Source organism: Pseudomonas sp. FW300-N1A1, assembly GCF_058789115.1.
The window spans coordinates 110,474-133,220 of sequence record NZ_JBYTBK010000003.1 but is presented as its reverse complement, the minus strand read 5'-3'; the positions used below and the strand labels follow the sequence as shown (position 1 = coordinate 133,220).

Genomic DNA, 22,747 nt, shown 5'->3' with positions numbered 1-22,747 from the left:
GAGGGCGATCAGTTGCCGGGCGCGGTCTGCCGCCAGGCCTGGGAGCGGCGCAGCAAGCCGCGCGAAGCCCAGGCCAGGAGCAAGGACACGCCCGCCGAGGTGAACAGGATCAGGGTCGACATCGCAGCCGCGCCGCCGACATTGCCGGCATCGTCCATGTTCAGCACCGCCACCGCCGCCAGGATGGTGTCGGGGCTGTAGAGGAAGATCGCCGCCGAGACGGTGGTCATGGCCGAGACGAACAGGTAGCGCACGATGTCCAGCAGCGCCGGCAGGCAGATCGGCACCGTGACGCGCAAGTAGTGGCGGTACAGCGGCGCCTTGAGCGACAGCGCGGCGGCCTCGAACTCCGCGTCGAGCTGGCGCAGCGCAGTAGTCGCGGTCATTTGCGCGGTGGTCAGGTAGTGGGCAATGGTGCACACCACCAGCAAGGTCATGGTTCCGTAGAGCACGTGCAGCGGGTTGCCGCTGAGGTTGAAAAAGAACACGTAGCCCAGGCCCAGGACCAGGCCGGGCACCGCCATCGGGACGAAGCTGAGCATGCGCAGCGCCAGGTTCAGGCCGCGCTGGCCACGGGTTTTTTCCATCAGGTAGGCGCCGGTGAAGATCAATACGCTGCCGATCAACGCCGTGCACAGGGCCATCTTCACGCTGTTGCCATAGGCCAGCCAGCCGCCACCGGCGGTGTCGCCGAACTGGTAGTGCTTGAACGACAGCGACAGGTTGTACGGCCAGAATTTCACCAGCGACGAGTACACCGCCATGCCGAACACCAACAGCAGCGCGGCGCAGACCAGCAGCACGATGGCCAGGTAGCAGCCGTCCCGCAGGCGTGACGGTGCCGGCTGGAAGACTTGCGCCCGGCCGCTCATGGAATCGCCATGGCGACGGCGCAACCAGGCGTCAACCGCGAAGCTGAGCAGTGCCGGCAACAGCAGCACCATGCCGATCAAGGCTCCGCGCCCGAACTGTTGCTGGCCGACCACGGCCTTGTAGGCTTCCAGCGCCAGCACTTGATAGTCGCCACCGACCACCACCGGCACCCCGAAATCGGTGATGGTCAGGGTGAACACCAGGCAGAACGCAGCGAACACCGCTTGCCGGGTCGCCGGCCAGGTGATGCTGCGAAACGCCTTGGCCGGACTGGCGCCCATGCTCGAGGCGGCATCGAACAGGCGCGCATCGGCCAGGGACAGTGCCGACAGCAGGATCATCAAGGCGTGGGGAAAGGTGTAGATCACTTCACCCAGGACGATGCCCCAGAAGCCGTAGATGTTTTCCGACAGCAGTCCGCGCAACAGGCCCTGGTTACCGAACAGATAAACCAGTGCGATACCGGGCAGCATCGACGGCGCCATCAGTGGCAGCAGCGACATGCCCCGCCAGATCGCCTTGCCGGGAATCAGCGTGCGTTGCAGGGCGTAGGCAAACAGGTAGGCCAGCGGCACAACGATGGCCGCCACGCTGAGGGACACTTTCAGGCTGTTGCCCAGCAACCAGTGAAAATTGGCGCTGGTCAGCAGTTCGCGGGCGGCCACCAGGCCACCGCCCTGCCCGGCATCGTTGCTGAAACCGCGCCAGAAGATGGCCAGCAGCGGCATCAATACCGCGACGCTGAGCAGGCACAGCAGCAACAGCTTGCCACCGACCACGAACACCCGGTCACCGATCTCGGCGCGGGAGGTCTGCCGAACCTGCTTGCGCGGTATCGGCAGGGCAATCTGCGCGCTCATCAGGCAAACACCTGCAGGCTGCGCGGCGGCAGGGCGACCATGATGTCCTGCGCGCCGAGGCGCGGCATGGCCTCGGGCGCCAGCTCGGCCAGCAGCGCATGGCCGGGTAGATGGTTGAGTTCGAAACTCATCCGGCAGCGATTGCCCAGGAAGGTGATTTCGCGAACCCTGGCCGGAAACAGATTTTCCTCATGCACCAACGGGTTGATGCTGATGGCTTCCGGGCGGCAGAACAGCCGTCCCGACGCAGCCTTGCTGGCGTTATCGGCCAGGCGCACGTTCATCCCGCCGACCTGCGCATGGCTGTCGCTGTTGCGCTGGAACGGCAACCAGTTACCCTGCCCGACGAACTCGGCCACGAAAGGAGTGGCCGGACGGTTGTAGATTTCCTGGGGGGTGGCGTATTGCTCGACCTTGCCGTTGTTCATCACGGCGATACGGTCGGCCATCAGCATGGCCTCGTCCTGATTGTGGGTGACCATCAGGGTGGTGATGCCGAGGTTGCGTTGCAGCTGGCGCAATTCGGTACACAGGTGCTCGCGCACCCGGGCATCGAGCGCCGACATCGGTTCGTCCAGCAGCAACAACGATGGTGCCGGTGCCAGGGCACGGGCCAGTGCCACGCGCTGCTGCTGACCGCCGGACAATTGGCCAGGGTATTTTTTCTCGCTGCCGATCAGGCCCACCAGCTCCAGCATCTGCGCCACCCGCTTGCGCACTTCCTCACGGCCGCTGCCGGCCAGGCCGTAGGCAATGTTGGCTTCGACGGTCAGATTGGGAAACAAGGCGTAGGACTGGAACAGAATCCCGTAGTCCCGAGCCTGCGGTGCCAGCAAGGACACGTCGCGCTCACCGAGGTACAACTGGCCATGATCCTGGCGCTCCAGGCCTGCAATGCAGCGCAGCAAGGTGGTCTTGCCGCAACCCGACGGCCCGAGCAGGCACACCAGCTCACCGGCCTGGACATCCAGCGAAACGTTATCCAGCGCGGTGAAAGCGCCGAAACGCTTTTCAATGCCGCGCACCTTCATCGGGATGCCGGGGATAGCCTGGGCAATTGCGTTCGAGTGGTTCATGGACGGACCTCATCAAGCAGATGACGGCCATCCTAGGGAGCGAATGCGTAGTTCATGTGGCAGCGAGGCAAAAACTGCCGATAGTGGTATTGGAGGATTTGGGTTCACGTGATGTGTTGCCTGTCCAATCGTCTTCGCGGGCAAGCCCGCTCCCACCGTTGACCTTGGCCGAACACAACTCGGTCAACAACCGCTAACCCTGTGGGAGCGGGCTTGCCCGCGATGAAGCCAGTACCGGCGATGAAGATTTCAGGCCGGGGCCATTTCCTGCGCCAACCCCAGGAACGCGGCGGGCAAGCGGGCATTCTTGCGCTCTTTGAGGCAGTACAGGTATTCCGGAATCTGCGGCGCGTTTTCGATGGTCAGCACCCGCAATTGCGGGTCATGGGGTACTTCCTGACGGGCGATGATGCTGATGCCGATGTTGCGCAGTACCGCTTCACGGATCGATTCACGGCTGCCGATTTCCAGCAACGGGCCGAAACTCACCCCGGCGCTGGCCAGCAACTCCTCGGTCAGGCGCCGGGTGGTCGAACCGGTTTCGCGCATCAACAGGGTGTGACCGACCAGCGCACTCAACGGGACATGATCATGGCCCGCCAATGGGTGGTTGCGATGCACCGCCAGCACCAAGGGATCGGTGCCGAGTACCCGGCGGATCAACCGCGAGTCTTCGAGCAATTGCGACGAGGCCGCTAGGTCGACCCGATAGTCCTCGAGGGCTTCCAGTACCTGCTGGGAGTTACCGATTTCCATCGAGACCTCCACCTGCGGTAAACGCTCGCGGAACGTCTTCACCAGGTCGAGGATGTAATACGGCGCGGTGGCGGCAATACGCAGGGCACCCTGCACCTGACCGCTGTTGCGCAGGAAAAACTCGATATCCGCCTCCTGCTGCAACAGGGCCTTGACCATCGGTAGCAGGCGCGAGCCTTCGTCACTGACCGTCAGCCGGCGACCACCACGGTAGAACAGTTCCACCGAATACTGGCTTTCCAGATGGCGGATCTGGGTGGTGACCGTCGGTTGGCTCAGGCCGAGCTTTTTCGCCGCCAGGGTAATACTGCCCAGACGCGCGACCATGTAAAACGCCTTCAGCTCGGCACTCAGCACATCACCCTCTCTTCATTTACTTGCGCAGCAGGCGCAGACCATTGAACACCACCAACAAGGCCACGCCCATGTCGGCAAACACCGCCATCCACATGGTGGCGAGGCCGAAGAAGGTTACCCCAAGAAAGATCGCCTTGATGACCAGGGCCAACGCGATATTTTGCGTGAGGATGTTCGAGGTCTGGCGCGACAGCCGGATAAACGCCGGAATCTTGCGCAGATCGTCGTCCATTAAGGCCACATCGGCGGTTTCAATCGCGGTATCGGTGCCGGCCGCGGCCATGGCAAACCCGATCTCGGCCCGGGCCAGCGCCGGCGCATCGTTGATACCGTCCCCGACCATGCCGACACGATGTCCCTGGGCGTACAAGGCTTCGATGGCCTTGAGCTTATCGGTCGGCAGCAAGTCGCCCTGTGCCTGGTCGATGCCCACCTGAGCCGCAATGGCCTGCGCGGTGTGCGGGTTGTCACCGGTGAGCATCAGGGTCTTCACCCCCAGCGCATGAAGCTGCCGGATCGCTTCGCGGCTGGTGTCCTTGACCGTATCGGCCACGGCGAACAGCGCCAGCGGGCCAGAGGTGTCGAGCAACAGCACCACGGTCTTGCCCTGTTTTTCCAGGGCGAAGAGTTTCTCTTCCAGGGCTGGCGAGCACAGGCCCAACTCCTCCACCAGACGGTGGTTGCCCAGGTGGTAGAGCTGGCCGTCGATTTCGCCACGCACGCCCCGGCCGGTCAGTGCCTCGAAGTTATCCACAGTGCGCAGGGGGAGCTGCTTATCCACAGCCGCATTGGCAATGGCCAGCGATACCGGGTGGTCGGAACGCCCAGCCAGGCTGGCGGCTAACACCTGAGCGGTGCCATCGACCGTGGGGTCCAGGGACAGGTAATCGGTCTGCACCGGCTTGCCGTGAGTCAGGGTGCCGGTTTTGTCCAACGCCAGGTAATCCAGCTTGTAGCCGCCCTCCAGGTACACACCGCCCTTGATCAGGATGCCTTTGCGCGCCGCGGCCGCCAGACCGCTGACGATGGTCACCGGGGTGGAAATCACCAGCGCACAAGGGCACGCGACCACCAGCAGTACCAACGCGCGGTAGATCCACTCGAACCACGCCGCCCCCATGAACAACGGCGGGACCAGCGCCACCCCGAGGGCGAAGACGAACACCACTGGCGTGTAGATTTTCGAGAAGCTGTCGACGAAACGCTGGGTCGGCGCCCGCGCGCCCTGGGCCTCTTCCACGGCATGAATGATCCGCGCCAGGGTCGAGTTGTTGGCGGCGGCGGTGACGGTGTATTCCAGGGAACCGGACTGGTTGATGGTGCCGGCGAAGACCTTGTCGCCGACGGTTTTTTCGACGGGCAGGCTTTCACCGGTGATCGGCGCCTGGTCGATCGTCGAGCTGCCGGACGTGACTTCGCCGTCCAGGCCAATGCGCTCGCCGGGACGCACCCGCACCAGCGCCCCCAGATCGACCTGCTTGGCTTCGCGTTCGACCCAGCTGCCGTCCTCCTGCCGCACAGTGACCTTTTCCGGGGTCATCTGCATCAGCCCGCTGATGGCATTGCGCGCACGGTCGAGGGATTTGGCTTCGATCAGCTCGGCCACGGTGAACAGGAACATCACCATCGCCGCTTCCGGCCACTGCCCAATCAGCACGGCACCGGTCACCGCGATACTCATCAACGCATTTATGTTCAGGTTGAGGTTCTTCAGGGCAATCCAGCCCTTTTTATAGGTGCCCAGACCACCGCAGAGGATGGAAACCATCGCGACAATCGCCACCACCCAGGTCGGCGCGGCGCTGGTGAAGTGAATCACTTCCGCCGCCATAGCACCGACACCCGACACCGCCAGCGGCCACCAGTGCTTTTTCACCGAGGCCGGACGGTTGTCATCGGCATCCGCGCCCTCCTCGATCGGCTCGGCCACCATGCCGATGGCCTTGATGGCGTCGATGATCGGTTTCGTGCCCGGCAGGTCATGGGTCACGCCCAGCACGCGGTTGATCAGGTTGAATTCCAGTTGCTGCACACCTTCGAGCTTGCCCAGCTTGTTCTGGATCAGCGTCTGCTCGGTCGGGCAGTCCATGGCCTCGATGCGGAAACGACTCAGGCGCGCGCCGTCAGTGGGCGCCTCACTGATTTTCACCACCGCAGGTGCCGCTGCACTAGAACAGCAGGAACCACCATGGCTGGCGTGATCGTGTTTTTTCACAGGCTGAAGTTTTGCCCCGTGGCTGTGCTCGTGCTCAGCGCCGGGTTTGTGGGTGTGCAGGGAATCGCTCATAAGGTCGCGTCCATTCCATTAAGGTGCCTGTTGCCAAGTAAAGACCCTGTAGCCACTATAGGGTCAAGCACCCTTTTTGGAGATTGTTGCGATGAAGATCGGGGAACTGGCAAAACTGACCGACTGCGCGGTCGAAACCATTCGCTACTACGAGCGCGAAAACCTGCTGCCGGAGCCGGCCCGCAGCGACGGCAACTACCGCGTCTACACCCAGGCCCACGCCGAGCGCCTGACGTTCATCCGCAACTGCCGCACCCTGGACATGACCCTCGAAGAAATCCGCAGCCTGCTGGCCCTGCGCGACAGCCCGCAGGACCAGTGCGAAAGCGTCAACGCACTGATCGACGAGCATATCCATCACGTCAAGGCGCGGATCGACGGATTGCTGGCCCTGCAGGCACAACTGCTCGACCTGCGCCAACGCTGCAGCGAAGAGCCGGATATCGAACAATGCGGGATATTGCAGCGGCTGGAAGTCAGCGGAGGGGTGGCGGCCAGTGACACCGAGCACTCACATGTGGGCCGTAGTCACGGGCATTAAGGCTTGATTCAATAACTGTGGCGAGGGAGCTTGCTCCCGCTGGGCTGCAAGGCAGCCCTGAAACCTGCACCCCGACTCCTTCAGAAACAGCGCATTCGCAGGCTTTGCGACTGCTACCCCCGAACGCGAATCGGGCGGCGGGAGCAAGCTCCCTCGCCACAATGGCTCACGATCAAACTGCCATCGGCGCGGTCATTGGCGCGTGGTGCTCATAGCCTTCCAGCGAGAAGTCGCTTGGCTCGATCAACTCCAGCCACTCCGGCTGGTACACACCGGTCTTGGCGAACTCCGGCACGCGGTCTGAAATCACCAGTTTCGGCATCGGGAACGGCTCGCGCGTGAGCTGTTCGTTGAGCATGTCCAGGTGGTTTTCGTAGACGTGGGCATCACCGATGAAATAGGTGAACCAGCGCGGCGTGTAGCCGGTCAGGCGACCGATCAGGCTCAGCAGCGCGGCGCCTTCGGTGAGGTTGAACGGCGTGCCCAGGCCCAGGTCGTTGGAGCGGATGTAGAGGGTCAGGGAAATCTCCTTCGTCTCGACATTCGGGTGGAACTGGTACAGCAAGTGGCACGGCGGCAGGGCCATTTCATCGAGCTGGGCGCAGTTCCAGCCGTGGAACAGGATGCGACGGCTGCCCGGGTCCTTGATGATGGTGTCGACGCACTGGCGAACCTGGTCGATGGCCTTGTACAGCACTACATAGGCCTGGCCGTCTTCCTCGCCCTCGGCGATCTGCCGGTAGCCCTGGTTCAGGGTCTGCTCGATGGCCGCCGGGTTGCTCAGCGGGATCTGCTTGTATGCCGGCCACTTGCGCCATTGCACACCGTAGATCTCGCCCAGGTCGTCTTCGCCCTGGCGGAAGGGGTTGGCCAGCCACTGGGCGTTTTCGTTGGCGTTCTGGTCCCAGACCTTGCAGCCCAGGGCGCGAAATTCGGCGGCGTTGTTCACCCCGCGCAGGAAGCCGCACATTTCGCCGATGGCGGACTTGAAGGCCATCTTGCGAGTGGTGATCGCCGGGAAACCTTCCTTGAGGTCATAACGCAGCATCGCGCCGGGAAAGCTGATGGTGTTCACGCCGGTACGGTTGGCTTGCTTGGTGCCGTTCTTGATGACGTGGGCGACCAGATCGAGATATTGCTTCATGTATTACCTGTGTCCTTGAACCCGGGGCCAACGCCCCGGGGTTCGAATGTAGAGCGCGGCGAATCAGGCTGCCGGGGCAACCGGAGCGGCCGGGGCGCGGTGATAAGCCAGCCAGATCAGGAACAGCCCGCCGACGATCATCGGTACGCACAGCACCTGACCCATGGTCAGCCAGTTCCAGGCCAGATAGCCCAGTTGCGCGTCCGGCACGCGGACGAATTCGACGATGAAACGGAAGATGCCATAGAACAGCGCAAACATCCCGGATACCGCCATGGTCGGCCGCGGCTTGCGCGAGAACAACCAGAGAATGACGAACAGTGCCACGCCTTCCAGCGCGAACTGGTACAGCTGCGACGGGTGGCGCGGCAGCTGCGACGGGTCGCTGAATGCCGGGAAGACCATGGCCCACGGCACGTCGGTCGCCTTACCCCACAATTCGGCGTTGATGAAGTTGCCTATACGCCCGGCCCCCAGGCCAATCGGCACCATGGGCGCGACGAAGTCCATCAGTTGGAAGAACGACTTGCCGTTCTTTTTACCGAACCACAACGCCGCCAGCATCACGCCGATAAACCCGCCATGGAACGACATGCCGCCCTTCCACACTTCGAAAATCAGCGTCGGATTGGCCAGGTAAGCATTCAGGTCGTAAAACAGCACATAACCCAGACGGCCACCGAGAATCACCCCCATCGACATCCAGAAGACCATGTCGGAGAGCTTTTCCTTGGTCCAGGTCGGGTCGAAGCGGTTCAACCTGCGCGACGCCAGCAGCCAGGCACCACCGATGCCGACCAGGTACATCAGGCCGTACCAGTGGATTTTCAGTGGGCCAATGGCCAGGGCCACCGGGTCAATCTGCGGGTAAGGCAGCATTGCGACTCCTCGTTAGAGTTGAAACCTATAATTCCTGGCGCGACCGTGTCACGCCAGGATTAAGCCAGGATTGCGCCGCGCGTCAGAGCAGGAAGCTCAGCCCCACGCACAACAGCAAAACGGCAAACAGTCTTTTCAGCAACCGCGGCGACAGCCGGTGGGCCAGTCGCGCACCGAAGCGGGCGAACAGCATGCTGGTCAGGGCAATGCCCAGCAGTGCTGGCAGATAAATGAACCCCAGACTATGAGCGGGCAACAGGGGATCATGCCAGCCCAGAATCATGAAACTTAATGCACTAGCCAGCGCGATCGGCAGGCCGCAGGCCGACGAAGTGGCCACTGCTTGCTGCATCGGCACGCTGCGCCAGGTCAGGAACGGCACGGTCAGCGAGCCGCCACCAATGCCGAAAATCGCCGACGCCCAGCCAATCACGCTGCCGGCCAGGGTCAGGCCGACCTTGCCGGGAACGGTTCGGCTGGCCTTGGGCTTGAGCTCCAGGGCCATCTGCACCGCGATCACCAGGGCGAACACACCAATGATTTTCTGCAAGTTGGGGCCTGAGATCGCTTCGGCGGTCAGCGCCCCGAACCCGGCACCCAGGAGAATCCCCAGGGTCATCCAGAGGAAAATCGGCCAGCGTACCGCACCTTTGCGTTGGTGCTCACGCACGGCGTTGATCGAGGTAAAGATGATCGTTGCCAGCGAGGTACCGACGGCCAGGTGGGTCAGCACCGATGCATCGAAGCCCTGCAAGGTGAAACTGAATACCAGCACCGGGACGATAATGATCCCGCCACCCACGCCAAACAGCCCGGCCAACACGCCTGCACAGGCGCCCAACACCAGATAGAGCAGAAATTCCATGACTGCACCCCCAAAATAAGTGCCGCATGGTAACGGATGCATGGCCCAAGGCTCCACTGTGCAAGACGATGGATCGATGAGCGATGTCTGCGTAAAGTGAGCAAAAAACGCACAAGGACTACCTTATGTGCCTGATTGTTTTCGCCTGGCGCCCGGATCACCCCACGCCCCTGGTCGTCGCGGCCAACCGTGACGAGTTCTATGCCCGCCCCAGTCTGCCGCTGGCGCAATGGCCCGAAGCCCCGCAAGTGTATGCCGGCCGTGACCTGGAGGCCGGTGGCACCTGGCTGGGAGTCGGTGCCGACGGGCGCTTTGCCGCGCTGACCAACATCCGCAACCCCCACCAACCTGCGGCCCGCCGCTCGCGGGGTGAACTGGTGGCACGGTTTCTCACGGGCGAAATGCCAATTACCGACTATTTGGCCGACGTTGTCGGCAGATCCGTGGAATATGCCGGGTTCAACCTGCTGGTCGGCAACCTGCATGAGCTGTGGCACTTCAATGCCCGGCAGACCGCACCGACCCGGTTGGAAGCCGGAGTCTACGGACTGTCGAATGCCGGGCTGGATACGCCTTGGCCCAAGCTGCTCAAGGCCAGGACAGCCCTGACCGAGGTACTCGACGACCCTCAACCACAGGCGCTGCTGGCACTGCTGGCTGACCCGCAAACCGCGCCGCTTGCCGACTTGCCGGACACCGGCGTGGGCCTGGCGACCGAAAGCCTGTTGTCCAGCGTGTTTATCGTCAGCCCCACGTATGGCACCCGGGCGAGTACCGCGCTGATTGTCCAGGCCGATGGTTCACGGTGGATGGTCGAGCGCAGTTTCGGGCCGTATGGCGGGCATTTGGGGGAAATTGAGCTGAGAATTTGAAGCTCAGGCGGTAAATGGTGGCGAGGGAGCTTGCTCCCGCTGGAGCGCAACGCGCTCCAATCTGGCGATTGCAATCTTTCAGAAAGATCGCTTTGGCCGGCTTACGACTGCTGCGCAGCCGAGCGGGAGCAAGCTCCCTCGCCACAAGGGCCGTTGGCGTTTCAGAGGGTCTTGATCGCCGCCGGATTGATCATCCGCGCCAACCCGAGGTTCTTCAGCGCCAATTGCAGCGAGCTGTGGATCACTTGCGGGTTGTCGATGGTCATCAGCTCGGCCAGCAGATCCTTGGCCCAACTGAGGTTGATCTGGCGCAGCATCCACTTCACCTTCGGCAGGTTGGTGGCGTTCATCGACAGGCTGTCGAAGCCCATCGCCATCAACAGCACCGCGGCGGCTGGATCGCCCGCCATCTCGCCGCAGATACTCACCGGCTTGCCTTCGGCATGGGCGTCGCGCACCACGGATTGTAGAGCCTGTAGCACCGCCGGGTGCAGATAGTCGTAGAGGTCGGCTACCCGCGGGTTGTTGCGGTCCACGGCCAGCAGGTACTGGGTCAGGTCGTTGGAGCCGACCGACAGGAAGTCCACCTGCCGCGCCAGTTCCTTGGTCTGGTAGACCGCCGCCGGGATTTCGATCATCACGCCCACTGGCGGCATCGGCACATCGGTGCCTTCGTCGCGCACTTCACCCCAGGCCCGGTGGATCAGGTGCAGGGCTTCTTCCAGTTCATGGATGCCGGAAATCATCGGCAGCAGGATGCGCAGGTTATCCAGGCCTTCGCTGGCCTTGAGCATCGCGCGGGTTTGTACCAGGAAGATTTCCGGGTGGTCGAGGGTGACGCGGATCCCGCGCCAGCCAAGGAAGGGGTTGTCTTCCTTGATCGGGAAATACGACAGTGCCTTGTCGCCGCCGATGTCCAGGCTGCGCATGGTCACCGGTTGCGGGTGGAAGGCGGCGAGTTGCTCGCGATAAATCGCCAGCTGCTCCTTTTCACTCGGGAAACGCTGATTGATCATGAACGGCACTTCGGTGCGGTACAGACCCACCCCTTCGGCGCCGCGCTTTTGCGCCCGCGCCACGTCCGCCAGCAGGCCGGTGTTCACCCACAACGGCATGCGATGCCCGTCGACCGTCACGCATGGCAGGTCACGCAGCGCATCCAGGCCCAGGGCCAGTTGCTTCTCTTCCTCGACCACGTCGGCGAACTGCTTGCGCAGCACGTCGCTGGGGTTGGTGTAGACCTCGCCGTGGTAGCCGTCGACGATCATCTGGATGCCGTCGACCTTGGAGTACGGCAAGTCGACCAGGCCCATCACCGTCGGGATGCCCATGGCGCGCGCCAGGATCGCCACGTGGGAGTTACCGGAACCCAATACCGAGACCAACCCCACCAGCTTGCCTTCCGGCACCTCGCCGAGCATGGCCGGCGTCAGTTCCTCGCTGATCAGGATGGTGTTGTCGGGGTAGACCAGGGTCTGCTGGCGCTCTTCCTGCAAATAGGCAAGCAGGCGGCGTCCCAGGTCCTTGACGTCCGAGGCCCGCTCACGCAGGTAGGCATCGTCCATCAATTCGAAACGGTTGACGTGATCGGTGACCACCTGGCGCAGCGCGCCCTGGGCCCACTGGCCGGTCTTGATCACGGTGGTGACTTCGCTGCCCAGCGAGGCATCGTCGAGCATCATCAGGTAGACGTCGAACAAGGCGCGCTCTTCGGGGCGCAATTGTGTGGCGAGCTTGGCGGACAACGCACGCATGTCGGCGCGCACGCCTTCGATGGCGGTCTTGAACAACTTGAGCTCAGCGTCGATGTCGCTGATGGCCTTGTCGGGCACCACGTCCAGGTCAGCCGGTGGCAGCATGACCACCGCGGTACCGACCGCCGCACCCGGCGAGCCGGGTACACCGACGAACTTTGCTTCCTGAATACCCTTGCCCTGACGGCCCAGGCCACGGATCGAACCGGTGGCCTCGGCATGAGCGATAACGCCCGCGAGCTGGGCGCTCATGGTCACCAGGAAGGCTTCCTCGCCTTCGTCGAACTGACGACGCTCTTTTTGCTGGATAACCAACACGCCCACGACGCGGCGGTGGTGAATGATCGGCGCACCGAGGAACGAGGCATAACGCTCCTCGCCGGTTTCGGCGAAGTAGCGATAGCGCGGGTGGCCCGCAGCGTTCTCGAGGTTAAGGGGTTCTTCACGCGTGCCGACCAGGCCGACCAGACCTTCGTTGGGCGCCATGCTGACCTTGCCGATCGAGCGCTTGTTCAAGCCCTCGGTGGCCATCAGCACGAAACGGTTGGTCTCGGGGTCCAGCAAGTAGACCGAGCAGACCTGGCTGCCCATGGCCTCTTTGACGCGCAACACAATAATCCCCAACGCCGCCTTGAGATCCTTGGCGGAGTTAACTTCCTGGACGATCTTGCGCAGCGTATTGAGCATGGCTCGGGGTCGAACTCCGTCGTCAGTCGCGCGTTAAAAGGCGCGGGGCAAGCTCTTTGAGAGCGCGGCGATACACCTCGCGCTTGAATGTCACCACCTGGCCCAACGGATACCAATAACTGACCCAGCGCCAGCCATCGAATTCCGGTTTACCGGTCAAATCCATCCGCACCCGCTGCTCGTTGGAGACCAGGCGCAGGAGAAACCATTTCTGTTTCTGGCCGATGCACAGCGGTTGGCTGTGGGTCCTGACCAGACGTTGCGGCAAACGATAGCGCAACCAGCCGCGAGTGCAGGCGAGAATTTCAACATCTTCGCGCTCCAGACCCACTTCTTCGTTCAACTCGCGATACAAGGCGTCTTCCGGCGTCTCCTGGGGGTTGATACCTCCCTGGGGAAACTGCCAGGCATCTTGATTGATACGGCGAGCCCAAAGCACCTGGCCGGCATCATTCGTCAGAATGATCCCGACATTGGGGCGGAAACCATCGGGGTCGATCACGGCAACAACCTCGCAAACGCATGTCGCCGCATTGTTCCACAAAGCTTGTTAAGGCGGCAACGAAGCTTCCTACCTTATGTGCACTCTTGTGAAAAGACCGTATTCTTGTCGCCTTTTTACAGACTTTTCAGCGGGTAACTGCAATGCGCCTGGCTTTATTCGACCTGGACAACACGCTTTTGGGCGGCGACAGCGACCACGCATGGGGCGACTACCTGTGCGAACGGGGCTTGCTCGACGCCGTCGCCTACAAGACACGCAACGACGCGTTCTATCAGGACTACCTGGCCGGCAAGCTGGATAACGCCGCCTACCTGAACTTCTGCCTGGAAATCCTCGGCCACACCGAGATGCACCAGTTGCAGGAATGGCATCGCGACTACATGCGCGATTGCATCGAACCGATCATGCTGCCCAAGGCCATCGAGTTGTTGGCCAAACACCGCGCCGCCGGCGACAAGCTGGTGATCATCACCGCCACCAACCGTTTCATCACCGGGCCTATTGCCGAGCGCCTGGGGGTTGAAACCCTGATCGCCACCGAATGCGAGATGCAGGACGGTCGCTACACCGGGCGCAGTACCGATGTACCCTGCTTCCGTGAAGGCAAGGTGACACGCCTGAATCGCTGGCTGGAGGAGACCGGGTTGACGCTGGAAGACAGCTACTTCTATAGCGACTCGATGAACGACCTGGCGTTGCTGGAGGAAGTGGCCAACCCGGTTGCCGTGGACCCGGACCCGAACCTGCGGGCCGAGGCCGAGAAGCGAGGCTGGCCGGTAATTTCGTTGCGCGGCTGAGGTAAGCGCTTTACCTGTGGCGAGGGAGCTTGCTCCCGCTGGAGCGCGAAGCGGTCCTAAAATCTGCAAAGACGCTTTGTCAGACGGAGCGCATCAGCCGGATTTGCGGCCGCTGCGCGACCGAGCGGGAGCAAGCTCCCTCGCCACAGTTGATCACGTGAATCAGGTCAAGCCGGCTTCGCGCCCATCAGCCCGGCAATAGCGATCAAGCAGACGAAGCTGACCAGCGCCAGCGCAAAGGTAAACCTGCCCACGCTACCCGGCGCCTTGCGCAGCTTGTTCAGCCGCACCAGCAACCAGAACCAGGCCAGCGCCGCCACGGTGTAGAGCACACTGGAGGCCAGCAGCCAGGTCTGTCCCAGCGGCCAGCCGATCAAGTGCACCATCCACCAGCCGGTGAATGGCATGCTCAGCAAGGCCAGCCCCATCAACAGCCAGACGAACACCCGTGGCCGTTGCAACGTACGGCTTCCCGCCGTTGCATCGCCGTTACGCCGGGTCCGCCAGACCCAGATCCCCAGGCCCAGCGCGCACGCCAGCAGCACGACCGTCGCGACCATGTGCGCTGCCTTCAGGGCCGTTAACATTTCCATTGTCCGATTTCCTTATGTTCTGCCCATCAACGTAGCCGTTCAGCCAAGAAACAACTGATAGGCCGGATTGTCGCTTTCATCCCAGTAGGGATAACCGATTTCTGCCAGCGCCGCCGGCACCAGATGACGCTCGTCATGGGGGACCTGCAAGCCGGCGACCACACGCCCGTCCGCCGCACCGTGGTTACGGTAATGGAACATCGAGATGTTCCAGCGCCCGCCGAGCTTGCTGAGGAAGTTGAACAGCGCCCCCGGACGCTCTGGAAACTCGAAGCGCAGCACCACTTCATCGACCACATGGGCCGCGCGACCGCCCACCATGTGCCGGATGTGCAACTTGGCCAGCTCGTTGTCAGTCAGGTCGAGTACCGGGAAGCCCTGCTCGGTCAGGCTGGCAAGCAGCGCGCTGCGCGGATCGTTTTCCGGGTGCGTCTGCACGCCGACGAAAATGTGCGCTTCGCTGCCGGTGTTGTAGCGGTAGTTGAATTCGGTGATCTGGCGTTTGCCGATGGCTTCGCAGAACGCCTTGAAGCTGCCCGGCTTCTCCGGAATGGTCACGGCGATGATCGCTTCGCGGCCTTCCCCCAGCTCGGCGCGCTCGGCCACGTGGCGCAAGCGGTCGAAGTTGACGTTGGCACCGGAGTCGATGGCCACCAGGGTCTGCCCGGTAACGCCCCGCAACTCGACGTACTTCTTGATCCCGGCCACACCCAGGGCACCGGCAGGCTCGGTGATCGAACGGGTGTCGTCGTAGATATCCTTGATCGCCGCGCAGATCTCGTCGGTGCTGACGGTAATGACTTCATCGACGTAGTCTTTGCAGATATCGAACGTGTGCTGGCCGATCTGGGCAACCGCCACACCATCGGCAAAGAGGCCCACGGTCGGCAGCACCACCCGCTCACCAGCGGCCATGGCCGCTTGCAGGCAGTTGGAGTCGTCCGGCTCGACGCCGATGATCTTGATGTCCGGGCGCAAGTACTTCACGTAGGCGGCAATCCCGGCGATCAGGCCACCACCGCCGACGGGAACGAAGATCGCATCCAGCGGCCCCGGGTGCTGGCGCAGAATTTCCATCGCCACCGTGCCCTGCCCGGCGATGGTGTGCGGATCGTCGTAAGGGTGGATGTAGACGTAGCCCTTTTCATCGACCAGCTTCAGCGAAAAAGCCAGGGCCTCCGGGAAGGAATCCCCGTGCAACACCACTTTGCCGCCGCGCGAGCGCACGCCTTCGACCTTGATCTCCGGGGTGGTCTTGGGCATGACGATGGTCGCCTTCACACCCAGTACCTTGGCCGCCAAGGCCAGACCCTGGGCATGGTTGCCCGCCGACGCGGTGACCACGCCACGCGCTCGCTCTTCATCGCTCAACTGGGTCAGCTTGTTATAAGCGCCGCGAATCTTGAACGAGAACACCGGCTGCAAGTCTTCACGCTTGAGCCAGATCGTGTTGCCCAGCCGCTCGGAGAGCTGGCGGGCAGTCTGCAATGGGGTTTCTACGGCAACGTCATAAACGCGCGAGGTGAGGATCTTTTTGACGTACTGTTCGAGCATCGGAAAGCATCACTGAGCGGGTTGGGCAGGGCCAAGGAGTCTAACCCGGCTTTTACCTGAGCGACCACAGCAAACAGGTGGTTTTAGAACCTGTGGCGAGGGAGCTTGCTCTCGATGGGGCGCGAAGCGGTCCAAAATTCTTTCAGCCACATCGTGCTACCGGACTTTACGACGGCTTCGCCGCCGAACGGGAGCAAGCTCCCTCGCCACAAAAGCCAAGATGCGCCGTCGCCCCGCCAATCGGGCAATGACCTTCCCGGCCCCGGAGCCTATAATGCCGGCCTTCTGTCCTCCCTTATGGCACCTCGGAGCCCGCATGACCCAGGATCAACTCAAACAGGCAGTGGCGCAGGCCGCGGTCGATTTCATCCTTCCTAAACTCGACGACAAGAGCATCGTCGGGGTCGGCACCGGCTCCACCGCCAATTGCTTCATCGATGCGCTGGCCCTGCACAAGGGTGCATTCGATGGCGCCGTCGCCAGCTCCGAAGCCACCGCCGCGCGCCTCAAGGGCCACGGGATTCCGGTGTACGAGCTGAACACCGTCAGCGACCTGGAGTTCTACGTCGACGGCGCCGATGAAAGCGACGAGCACCTGAACCTGATCAAAGGCGGCGGCGCGGCCCTGACCCGCGAGAAGATCGTGGCGGCCGTGGCCAAGACCTTCATCTGCATCGCCGATGCCAGCAAGCTGGTGCCGGTACTGGGCAACTTCCCGCTGCCGGTCGAAGTGATTCCAATGGCCCGCAGCCACGTAGCCCGCGAGCTGGTAAAGCTGGGCGGCGACCCGGTCTACCGTGAAGGCGTGTTGACCGACAACGGCAACATCATCCTCGACGTGTTCAACATGCAGATCACCAACCCGGTGGAGCTCGAGACGCAAATCAACGCCATCGTCGGCGTGGTCACCAATGGCCTGTTCGCGGCTCGCCCGGCGGATCTGTTGCTGCTGGGTACCAGCGAAGGCGTGAAAACCCTCAAGGCCTGATCGGTACGTAATACCTGTGGCGAGGGAGTTTGCTCCCGCTGGACCGCAAAGCGGTCCTAAAACCTGCGACTGCTACACCAGAACGCGGACCAGCCGAGGGGCGCAAGCTCCTTCGCCACAAACAAAGCTCGTCGCTACTAATTCGCTGTGGGCTTCTTGAACACGTAAAACAGATTCGGCTCACTCACCAGATACAGGGTGCCGTCGTCATCCATGGCGATCCCCTCCGCTTGCGGCACGGTCTTTTGCAAGCCCTGGCGCCCCTTGTTCAGCGGCATCGTGCTCAACGGCCGACCGTCGATATCCAGTTCCAGAATCAGCCGCGACTCATCCGACAGCGCCAGCAAATGGCCGCTGCGTTCGTCGTATTGCAGGCTCGATAGGTCACGCACAAACATCCCGGCATCGCGCTTGGGGTTGTTGACCACGTGAACGGCATAGGACTTTTCCGGGTCGAAGTGCGGGAAACCCTGCACCTCATAGATCAGCATCGGGTCGCGTTCCTTGGCGACAAACAGGCGCTTGCCCTTGGAGTCGTAGGCCAGACCTTCAAAGCCCTTGTTCCGGGTCATGTGCACGCCCAGGGTCATCTGCTCGGCATCGGCGGCATCGAGGAACGTCGTGTCGTCCTCCAGGTGAATCTTGATCAGGCGCTGCTGACGCTCATCGCTGATCACATAGGTGTCGGCGCTGATGAACTCCACCGCCTCCGGGTCGCCAAACCCCACCAACGCCACGCGGCGCAGGATTTGCCCGTCGAGGGACATCTCGATCAGCTCGGAATTCTGGTTGGTCACGGTGAACAGGCTTTTACGCACCGGATCAAAGGTCAGTGCCGAGACATCATCGTCCAGCCCGTCGATCACCTTCGCCTCGATCACCACCTGGTAGTCATTGAGCGCCATGGACTGCTCACTGAGCGGGTGCAACCAGGCTTGCAGGTTGAACCAGGTACGCTCGTAAAGGCGGTAGTACTGACCCAGCACACCCAATGCCAGCACGGCGGTGATGACCATCATCAGGGCAAGGGGTTTGGGACGGGCTAGTCGGCGCATTCAGGCTGCTCAAAAAACGAATCGGGAGGATGAAATATCACGCCTTGATGAATTCAAGCTTAATGGCCACGGGGTTGCAGCCACAACCGGACGGCGCGCAGGGGTCGTTTTTGGGAAAGGGTGCAGCAAAGCCAAGTCAAAAGATCGCAGGCTGCGCCAGCTCCAGAGGGAGCTGGCGACCGTGGTTTAGCGAACGCTGCTGGTGAAGCTGCCGGCGCCTGGAAGCTCCAGCACCAGTTCGTCACCGACATTCAGCGGGCCCACGCCCACCGGCGTACCGGTCAGGATCACGTCACCGGCCTGCAGCGAGAAGCAGCCGGCCATGTGCTGGATCATCGGCACGATCGGGTTGAGCATGGCGCTGCTGTTGCCATCCTGGCGAACTTCGCCATTGATGGTCAGGCGGATGCCAATGTCGCCCAGGTCGGCAAAGGTGCTGCTGACCACGAACGGCGCCAGTACACAGGCGCCATCGAAACACTTGGCGATTTCCCACGGCAGGCCCTTGGACTTGAGCTCGGCCTGCTTGTCACGCAGGGTCAGGTCCAGCGCGGGGGCAAACCCGGAAATCGCATCCAGCACTTCCTCACGACTCGGCCGGGTCGACAGCGGCTTGCCGATCAGCACCGCGATTTCCGCTTCGTAGTGCACCGACCCGCGATCGACCGGAATGGCAAAACCCCCGTCCAACGGCACCACGCAACTGCCTGGCTTGATGAACAGCAACGGCTCGGTCGGCACCGGGTTGTCCAGTTCCTTGGCGTGCTCGGCGTAATTGCGCCCGATACACACCACTTTCCCGACCGGGAAATGAATACGTGTACCGTCGACATATTGGTGCTGATAGCTCATTACCGACTCCTGCCTTAGTGATTCTTCAGGTACGACCCCTTCAAACAGCGAAGATCTTGCCCGGGTTCATGATGCCATTCGGGTCGAACACCGCCTTGACGGCCTTCATATACTCGATCTCGACCGGGGAGCGGCTGTAGGTCAAGTAATCGCGCTTGGTCATGCCCACGCCGTGCTCGGCGGAAATCGAACCGTTGTACTTCTCGACGGTTTCGAACACCCACTTGTTCACCGTTGCGCACTTGGCGAAGAACTCGTCCTTGCTCAGGTTATCCGGCTTGAGGATGTTCAGGTGCAGGTTGCCGTCGCCGATGTGGCCGAACCAGACGATTTCGAAGTCCGGGTAGTGTTCACCGACAATCGCGTCAATTTCCTTCAGGAATGCCGGCACTTTCGACACGGTGACCGAAATGTCGTTCTTGTACGGTGTCCAGTGGGAAATGGTCTCGGAGATGTACTCGCGCAGCTTCCACAGGTTTTGCAGTTGCGATTCGCTCTGGCTCATCACGCCATCCAGCACCCAGCCTTCTTCGACGCAGTGTTCGAAGGTTTCCAGGGCGTGGTTGGCCACTTCCTCAGTGGTCGCTTCGAATTCCAGCAGCGCGTAGAACGGGCAATCGGACTCGAAAGGGGCCGGCACGTCGCCACGCGCGAGGACTTTGGCCAGGGCCTTGTCGGAGAAGAATTCGAAGGCGGTCAGGTCGAGTTTGCTCTGGAACGCGTGCAGCACCGGCATGATCGAGTCGAAGTCGGCGGTGCCGAGCACCATGGCGGTGAGGTTTTTCGGCGCGCGATCCAGGCGCATGGTCGCTTCGACCACGAAACCCAGGGTGCCCTCGGCGCCGATGAACAGCTGACGCATGTCGTAGCCGGTGGCGTTCTTGATCAGGTCGCGGTTCAGTTCCAGCAGGTCGCCCTTGCCGGTGACCACTTTCATGCCGGCCACCCAGTTGCGGGTCATGCCGTAGCGAATGACCTTGATCCCGCCGGCATTGGTACCGATATTGCCGCCAATCTGGCTGGAACCTGCAGAAGCGAAATCCACCGGGTAGTACAGGCCTTTTTCTTCGGCCACGTTCTGCAAATGCTCGGTGACCACACCCGGCTGACAAACAGCGGTGCGATCGGTCAGGTTCACGTCGAGGATCTGGTTCATGTAGTCGAAGGACACGACCACTTCGCCGTTGGCCGCCACCGCCGCAGCGGAAAGCCCGGTACGCCCGCCGGACGGCACCAGTGCGACCTTGTGCTCATTGGCCCAGCGCACAATGGCCTGGACCTGTTCCGTGGTCTTGGGGAACACGATAGCCGTCGGGGCCGGGGCGAAATGCTTGGTCCAATCCTTACCGTAAGCATTCAGGGAGTCGGCATCGGTCAGCACCTTGCCAGGCTCAACCAGGGTCTTCAGCTCATCAATCAGGGCAGGATTGGTCATCGACAGAACTCTCGAACAATTCATGGTCATCCTGAGAACGCTTCACGTCGCAGGAATGAGTGTTTAGCGGGGTGCATATGCTAGCATACCGACCCCGCAGGGTAGTGCCCAAAGGCTGTTCTGCGGTCACGGCGTTCCTGCCGTTCGGGTCAGCTCTGGGCTGCTCCCCTCCCTGCCATTTTTCTCCGGGATACAGGTTTACGCAGATGAGCAAGACTTCTCTCGATAAGAGCAAGATCAAGTTCCTTCTTCTCGAAGGCGTCCACCAATCGGCTGTCGACGTCCTCAAGGCGGCGGGCTACACCAGCATCGAGTACCTCACAGGTTCTCTGCCGGAAGCGCAGCTCAAGGAAAAGATTGCTGATGCGCACTTCATCGGCATTCGCTCGCGCACTCAACTGACCGAAGAGATCTTCGATCACGCGAAGAAGCTCGTGGCTGTAGGGTGTTTCTGCATCGGCACCAACCAGGTCGACCTCAGCGCTGCCCGCGAACGCGGTATCGCCGTGTTCAACGCGCCGTACTCCAACACTCGCTCCGTCGCCGAGCTGGTGCTGGCCGAAGCGATCCTGCTGCTGCGCGGCATCCCGGAGAAAAACGCTTCCTGCCACCGTGGCGGCTGGATCAAGAGCGCGGCCAACTCCTTCGAAATCCGGGGCAAGAAACTGGGCATCGTCGGTTACGGCTCGATCGGTACCCAGCTGTCGGTCCTGGCCGAAGGCCTCGGCATGCAGGTGTACTTCTACGATACCGTGACCAAGCTGCCACTGGGTAACGCCACCCAGGTCGGCAACCTGCACGAGTTGCTGGGCATGTCCGACATCGTGACCCTGCACGTACCGGAAACCGCTGCCACCCAGTGGATGGTCGGCGAGAAGGAAATCCGCGCCATCAAGAAGGGCGGGATCCTGATCAACGCCGCTCGCGGCACCGTGGTCGAGCTGGACGCCCTGGCGGACGCGATCAAGGACAAGCACCTGATCGGCGCGGCCATCGACGTATTCCCGGTGGAGCCACGCTCCAACGACGAAGAGTTCGAAAGCCCGCTGCGTGGCCTGGACAATGTGATCCTGACCCCGCACATCGGCGGCTCCACCGCTGAAGCGCAGGCCAACATCGGCCTGGAAGTAGCCGAGAAGTTGGTCAAGTACAGCGACAACGGTACGTCGGTGTCCTCGGTCAACTTCCCGGAAGTGGCCCTGCCGGCTCACCCTGGCAAGCACCGATTGCTGCACATCCACGAGAACATCCCGGGTGTGATGAGCGAGATCAACAAGGTCTTCGCCGAAAACGGCATCAACATTTCCGGTCAGTTCCTGCAGACCAACGAGAAAGTCGGCTACGTCGTGATCGACGTCGATGCCGAGTACTCGGACCTGGCGCAAGAGAAGCTGCAGCACATCAAGGGCACCATCCGTAGCCGGGTGCTGTTCTAAGGGCAGCGGCAAGCGGCAAGTCGAGTTCGCCTTTGCTTTAACCCGAGGCTTACAGCTTGCCGTTATGAAAAAGGGAGCCCCCATCGGGGCTCCCTTTTTTCATTTCACCGTGACGGTGATTTTTTCCGAAAGGATCGGCGGGTCGAACGGCATGTGGTTCTTGTCCCCCAACTCCAGTTGCAAGGTGTGTTTGCCGGGCGCCAGGGTCACTTCGGTTTCGGTCTGGGCCTTGCCGAAGTGGATGTGCTGGGCGTCCGCCGGAATCGGCAGGTTCTCGGCTGGCAGCTTGTCGACATCGATCAGCAAATGGTGGTGCCCGGTGTGAGGGGTTTGATCACCCGCTGGAGCCAGGGAAATATCACTGACACCGAATTTGACTTTAAAGGTCTTGGCCACGGTATCGCCGTTGACCGGGGTGACGATAAATACTTGCGCGTCCTGCGGTGCCTGGGTGCGTGGGATATCCGCCGCACTGGCCAGCATCGAAGCGCTGAGCATCAAACCCGCCAGAGCTGCACGAGACAAAAAGGTTTTCATTCTTTTCTCCATTTTTCCGCTTAATCTCTACGAATGGGACAACT

General features: G+C 61.8%; 20 protein-coding genes. 5 read left to right on the top strand and 15 right to left on the bottom strand.

The window, feature by feature from the left end; translation table 11 throughout:
• Positions 1-8 precede the first annotated feature (8 nt).
• The 4 genes from AC3WQN_RS04215 to AC3WQN_RS04200 form a co-directional block, all read right to left on the bottom strand.
• The gene (locus tag AC3WQN_RS04215) at positions 9-1,733 is read right to left on the bottom strand and encodes a putative 2-aminoethylphosphonate ABC transporter permease subunit (protein ID WP_103398783.1); all 1,725 of its coding nucleotides are present in this window, start codon (positions 1,731-1,733) and stop codon (positions 9-11) included.
• Positions 1,733-2,809 (bottom strand): putative 2-aminoethylphosphonate ABC transporter ATP-binding protein, encoded by a 1,077-nt coding sequence (locus tag AC3WQN_RS04210; RefSeq protein WP_103398782.1) that lies wholly within the window; start codon positions 2,807-2,809, stop codon positions 1,733-1,735. The genes AC3WQN_RS04215 and AC3WQN_RS04210 overlap by 1 nt, the downstream gene beginning before the upstream one ends.
• 249 nt (positions 2,810-3,058) lie before the next feature.
• The gene (locus tag AC3WQN_RS04205) at positions 3,059-3,922 is read right to left on the bottom strand and encodes a LysR family transcriptional regulator (protein ID WP_103398781.1); all 864 of its coding nucleotides are present in this window, start codon (positions 3,920-3,922) and stop codon (positions 3,059-3,061) included.
• Between the two features lie 16 nt (positions 3,923-3,938).
• Positions 3,939-6,209, bottom strand: coding sequence for a heavy metal translocating P-type ATPase (locus AC3WQN_RS04200; protein ID WP_103398780.1), 2,271 nt, complete (start codon positions 6,207-6,209; stop codon positions 3,939-3,941).
• Positions 6,210-6,300: 91 nt separating this feature from the next.
• On the opposite strand from AC3WQN_RS04200, the gene cadR reads away from it, so the two are divergent.
• Positions 6,301-6,750, top strand: a complete 450-nt coding sequence (gene cadR, locus AC3WQN_RS04195) for a Cd(II)/Pb(II)-responsive transcriptional regulator (protein ID WP_103398779.1) — start codon at positions 6,301-6,303, stop codon at positions 6,748-6,750.
• 172 nt (positions 6,751-6,922) lie between these two features.
• Here cadR and AC3WQN_RS04190 read toward each other — a convergent pair whose 3' ends face one another.
• The 3 genes from AC3WQN_RS04190 to AC3WQN_RS04180 form a co-directional block, all read right to left on the bottom strand.
• Complete coding sequence (locus AC3WQN_RS04190; protein ID WP_095146007.1) at positions 6,923-7,894, bottom strand: thymidylate synthase; 972 nt, start codon at positions 7,892-7,894, stop codon at positions 6,923-6,925.
• A gap of 63 nt (positions 7,895-7,957) precedes the next feature.
• Positions 7,958-8,773 (bottom strand): prolipoprotein diacylglyceryl transferase, encoded by an 816-nt coding sequence (gene lgt, locus AC3WQN_RS04185; protein ID WP_095146005.1) that lies wholly within the window; start codon positions 8,771-8,773, stop codon positions 7,958-7,960.
• 82 nt (positions 8,774-8,855) lie between these two features.
• On the bottom strand, positions 8,856-9,638 hold the full coding sequence (locus tag AC3WQN_RS04180) for a sulfite exporter TauE/SafE family protein (RefSeq protein ID WP_103398778.1): 783 nt from the start codon (positions 9,636-9,638) through the stop codon (positions 8,856-8,858).
• Between the two features lie 125 nt (positions 9,639-9,763).
• Here AC3WQN_RS04180 and AC3WQN_RS04175 point away from each other — a divergent pair, with 125 nt between their 5' ends.
• Positions 9,764-10,510 carry an NRDE family protein gene (locus AC3WQN_RS04175; protein ID WP_103398777.1) on the top strand — a complete coding sequence of 249 codons (747 nt, stop codon included), beginning with the start codon at positions 9,764-9,766 and terminating at the stop codon, positions 10,508-10,510.
• 161 nt (positions 10,511-10,671) lie between these two features.
• On the opposite strand, the gene ptsP is transcribed toward AC3WQN_RS04175, so the two are convergent.
• Positions 10,672-12,951, bottom strand: coding sequence for a phosphoenolpyruvate--protein phosphotransferase (ptsP, locus tag AC3WQN_RS04170; protein WP_103398776.1), 2,280 nt, complete (start codon positions 12,949-12,951; stop codon positions 10,672-10,674).
• A 22-nt stretch (positions 12,952-12,973) separates the two neighbouring features.
• Positions 12,974-13,453 carry an RNA pyrophosphohydrolase gene (locus tag AC3WQN_RS04165; protein ID WP_095083604.1) on the bottom strand — a complete coding sequence of 160 codons (480 nt, stop codon included), beginning with the start codon at positions 13,451-13,453 and terminating at the stop codon, positions 12,974-12,976.
• Positions 13,454-13,596: 143 nt separating this feature from the next.
• On the opposite strand from AC3WQN_RS04165, the gene AC3WQN_RS04160 reads away from it, so the two are divergent.
• Complete coding sequence (locus tag AC3WQN_RS04160; protein ID WP_103398775.1) at positions 13,597-14,253, top strand: histidinol-phosphatase; 657 nt, start codon at positions 13,597-13,599, stop codon at positions 14,251-14,253.
• Between the two features lie 167 nt (positions 14,254-14,420).
• Here AC3WQN_RS04160 and AC3WQN_RS04155 read toward each other — a convergent pair whose 3' ends face one another.
• Both AC3WQN_RS04155 and ilvA read right to left on the bottom strand, forming a co-directional pair.
• Positions 14,421-14,846 carry a DUF2269 domain-containing protein gene (locus AC3WQN_RS04155; protein WP_103398774.1) on the bottom strand — a complete coding sequence of 142 codons (426 nt, stop codon included), beginning with the start codon at positions 14,844-14,846 and terminating at the stop codon, positions 14,421-14,423.
• A gap of 39 nt (positions 14,847-14,885) precedes the next feature.
• A complete protein-coding gene (gene ilvA, locus AC3WQN_RS04150; protein WP_095083598.1) occupies positions 14,886-16,400 on the bottom strand; it encodes a threonine ammonia-lyase, biosynthetic in 1,515 nt (504 codons plus the stop codon).
• A gap of 316 nt (positions 16,401-16,716) precedes the next feature.
• Here ilvA and rpiA point away from each other — a divergent pair, with 316 nt between their 5' ends.
• Positions 16,717-17,388: a ribose-5-phosphate isomerase RpiA gene (gene rpiA / locus AC3WQN_RS04145; RefSeq protein WP_103398773.1), complete on the top strand. Its 672-nt coding sequence runs from the start codon at positions 16,717-16,719 to the stop codon at positions 17,386-17,388.
• Positions 17,389-17,525: 137 nt separating this feature from the next.
• Here the strand turns inward: rpiA and AC3WQN_RS04140 are convergent, their stop codons facing one another.
• The 3 genes from AC3WQN_RS04140 to AC3WQN_RS04130 all read right to left on the bottom strand — a co-directional run bounded on the left by AC3WQN_RS04140 (position 17,526) and on the right by AC3WQN_RS04130 (position 20,730).
• Positions 17,526-18,443 (bottom strand): SdiA-regulated domain-containing protein, encoded by a 918-nt coding sequence (locus tag AC3WQN_RS04140; RefSeq protein ID WP_103398772.1) that lies wholly within the window; start codon positions 18,441-18,443, stop codon positions 17,526-17,528.
• 186 nt (positions 18,444-18,629) lie between these two features.
• Positions 18,630-19,295: a fumarylacetoacetate hydrolase family protein gene (locus AC3WQN_RS04135; RefSeq protein ID WP_103398771.1), complete on the bottom strand. Its 666-nt coding sequence runs from the start codon at positions 19,293-19,295 to the stop codon at positions 18,630-18,632.
• Positions 19,296-19,335: 40 nt separating this feature from the next.
• Positions 19,336-20,730, bottom strand: coding sequence for an FAD-binding oxidoreductase (locus AC3WQN_RS04130; protein ID WP_095083587.1), 1,395 nt, complete (start codon positions 20,728-20,730; stop codon positions 19,336-19,338).
• 206 nt (positions 20,731-20,936) lie between these two features.
• On the opposite strand from AC3WQN_RS04130, the gene serA reads away from it, so the two are divergent.
• Positions 20,937-22,166 carry a phosphoglycerate dehydrogenase gene (serA, locus tag AC3WQN_RS04125; RefSeq protein WP_095145984.1) on the top strand — a complete coding sequence of 410 codons (1,230 nt, stop codon included), beginning with the start codon at positions 20,937-20,939 and terminating at the stop codon, positions 22,164-22,166.
• Positions 22,167-22,265: 99 nt separating this feature from the next.
• Here serA and AC3WQN_RS04120 read toward each other — a convergent pair whose 3' ends face one another.
• A complete protein-coding gene (locus AC3WQN_RS04120) occupies positions 22,266-22,703 on the bottom strand; it encodes a DUF4399 domain-containing protein (protein WP_095081801.1) in 438 nt (145 codons plus the stop codon).
• Between the last annotated feature and the right edge of the window lie 44 nt (positions 22,704-22,747).

Bases quoted from the DNA above. Each gene is read 5' to 3' on its own strand.
- AC3WQN_RS04180 (WP_103398778.1), bottom strand. From the start codon at position 9,638: ATGGAATTTCTGCTCTATCTGGTGTTGGGCGCCTGTGCAGGCGTGTTG.
- AC3WQN_RS04135 (WP_103398771.1), bottom strand. From the start codon at position 19,295: ATGAGCTATCAGCACCAATATGTCGACGGTACACGTATTCATTTCCCG.
- cadR (WP_103398779.1), top strand. From the start codon at position 6,301: ATGAAGATCGGGGAACTGGCAAAACTGACCGACTGCGCGGTCGAAACC.
- AC3WQN_RS04200 (WP_103398780.1), bottom strand. From the start codon at position 6,209: ATGAGCGATTCCCTGCACACCCACAAACCCGGCGCTGAGCACGAGCAC.
- AC3WQN_RS04190 (WP_095146007.1), bottom strand. From the start codon at position 7,894: ATGAAGCAATATCTCGATCTGGTCGCCCACGTCATCAAGAACGGCACC.
- rpiA (WP_103398773.1), top strand. From the start codon at position 16,717: ATGACCCAGGATCAACTCAAACAGGCAGTGGCGCAGGCCGCGGTCGAT.
- AC3WQN_RS04160 (WP_103398775.1), top strand. From the start codon at position 13,597: ATGCGCCTGGCTTTATTCGACCTGGACAACACGCTTTTGGGCGGCGAC.
- serA (WP_095145984.1), top strand. From the start codon at position 20,937: ATGAGCAAGACTTCTCTCGATAAGAGCAAGATCAAGTTCCTTCTTCTC.
- AC3WQN_RS04155 (WP_103398774.1), bottom strand. From the start codon at position 14,846: ATGGAAATGTTAACGGCCCTGAAGGCAGCGCACATGGTCGCGACGGTC.
- ilvA (WP_095083598.1), bottom strand. From the start codon at position 16,400: ATGCTCGAACAGTACGTCAAAAAGATCCTCACCTCGCGCGTTTATGAC.
- ptsP (WP_103398776.1), bottom strand. From the start codon at position 12,951: ATGCTCAATACGCTGCGCAAGATCGTCCAGGAAGTTAACTCCGCCAAG.
- AC3WQN_RS04175 (WP_103398777.1), top strand. From the start codon at position 9,764: ATGTGCCTGATTGTTTTCGCCTGGCGCCCGGATCACCCCACGCCCCTG.
- AC3WQN_RS04215 (WP_103398783.1), bottom strand. From the start codon at position 1,733: ATGAGCGCGCAGATTGCCCTGCCGATACCGCGCAAGCAGGTTCGGCAG.
- AC3WQN_RS04130 (WP_095083587.1), bottom strand. From the start codon at position 20,730: ATGACCAATCCTGCCCTGATTGATGAGCTGAAGACCCTGGTTGAGCCT.
- AC3WQN_RS04120 (WP_095081801.1), bottom strand. From the start codon at position 22,703: ATGAAAACCTTTTTGTCTCGTGCAGCTCTGGCGGGTTTGATGCTCAGC.
- AC3WQN_RS04210 (WP_103398782.1), bottom strand. From the start codon at position 2,809: ATGAACCACTCGAACGCAATTGCCCAGGCTATCCCCGGCATCCCGATG.
- lgt (WP_095146005.1), bottom strand. From the start codon at position 8,773: ATGCTGCCTTACCCGCAGATTGACCCGGTGGCCCTGGCCATTGGCCCA.
- AC3WQN_RS04140 (WP_103398772.1), bottom strand. From the start codon at position 18,443: ATGCGCCGACTAGCCCGTCCCAAACCCCTTGCCCTGATGATGGTCATC.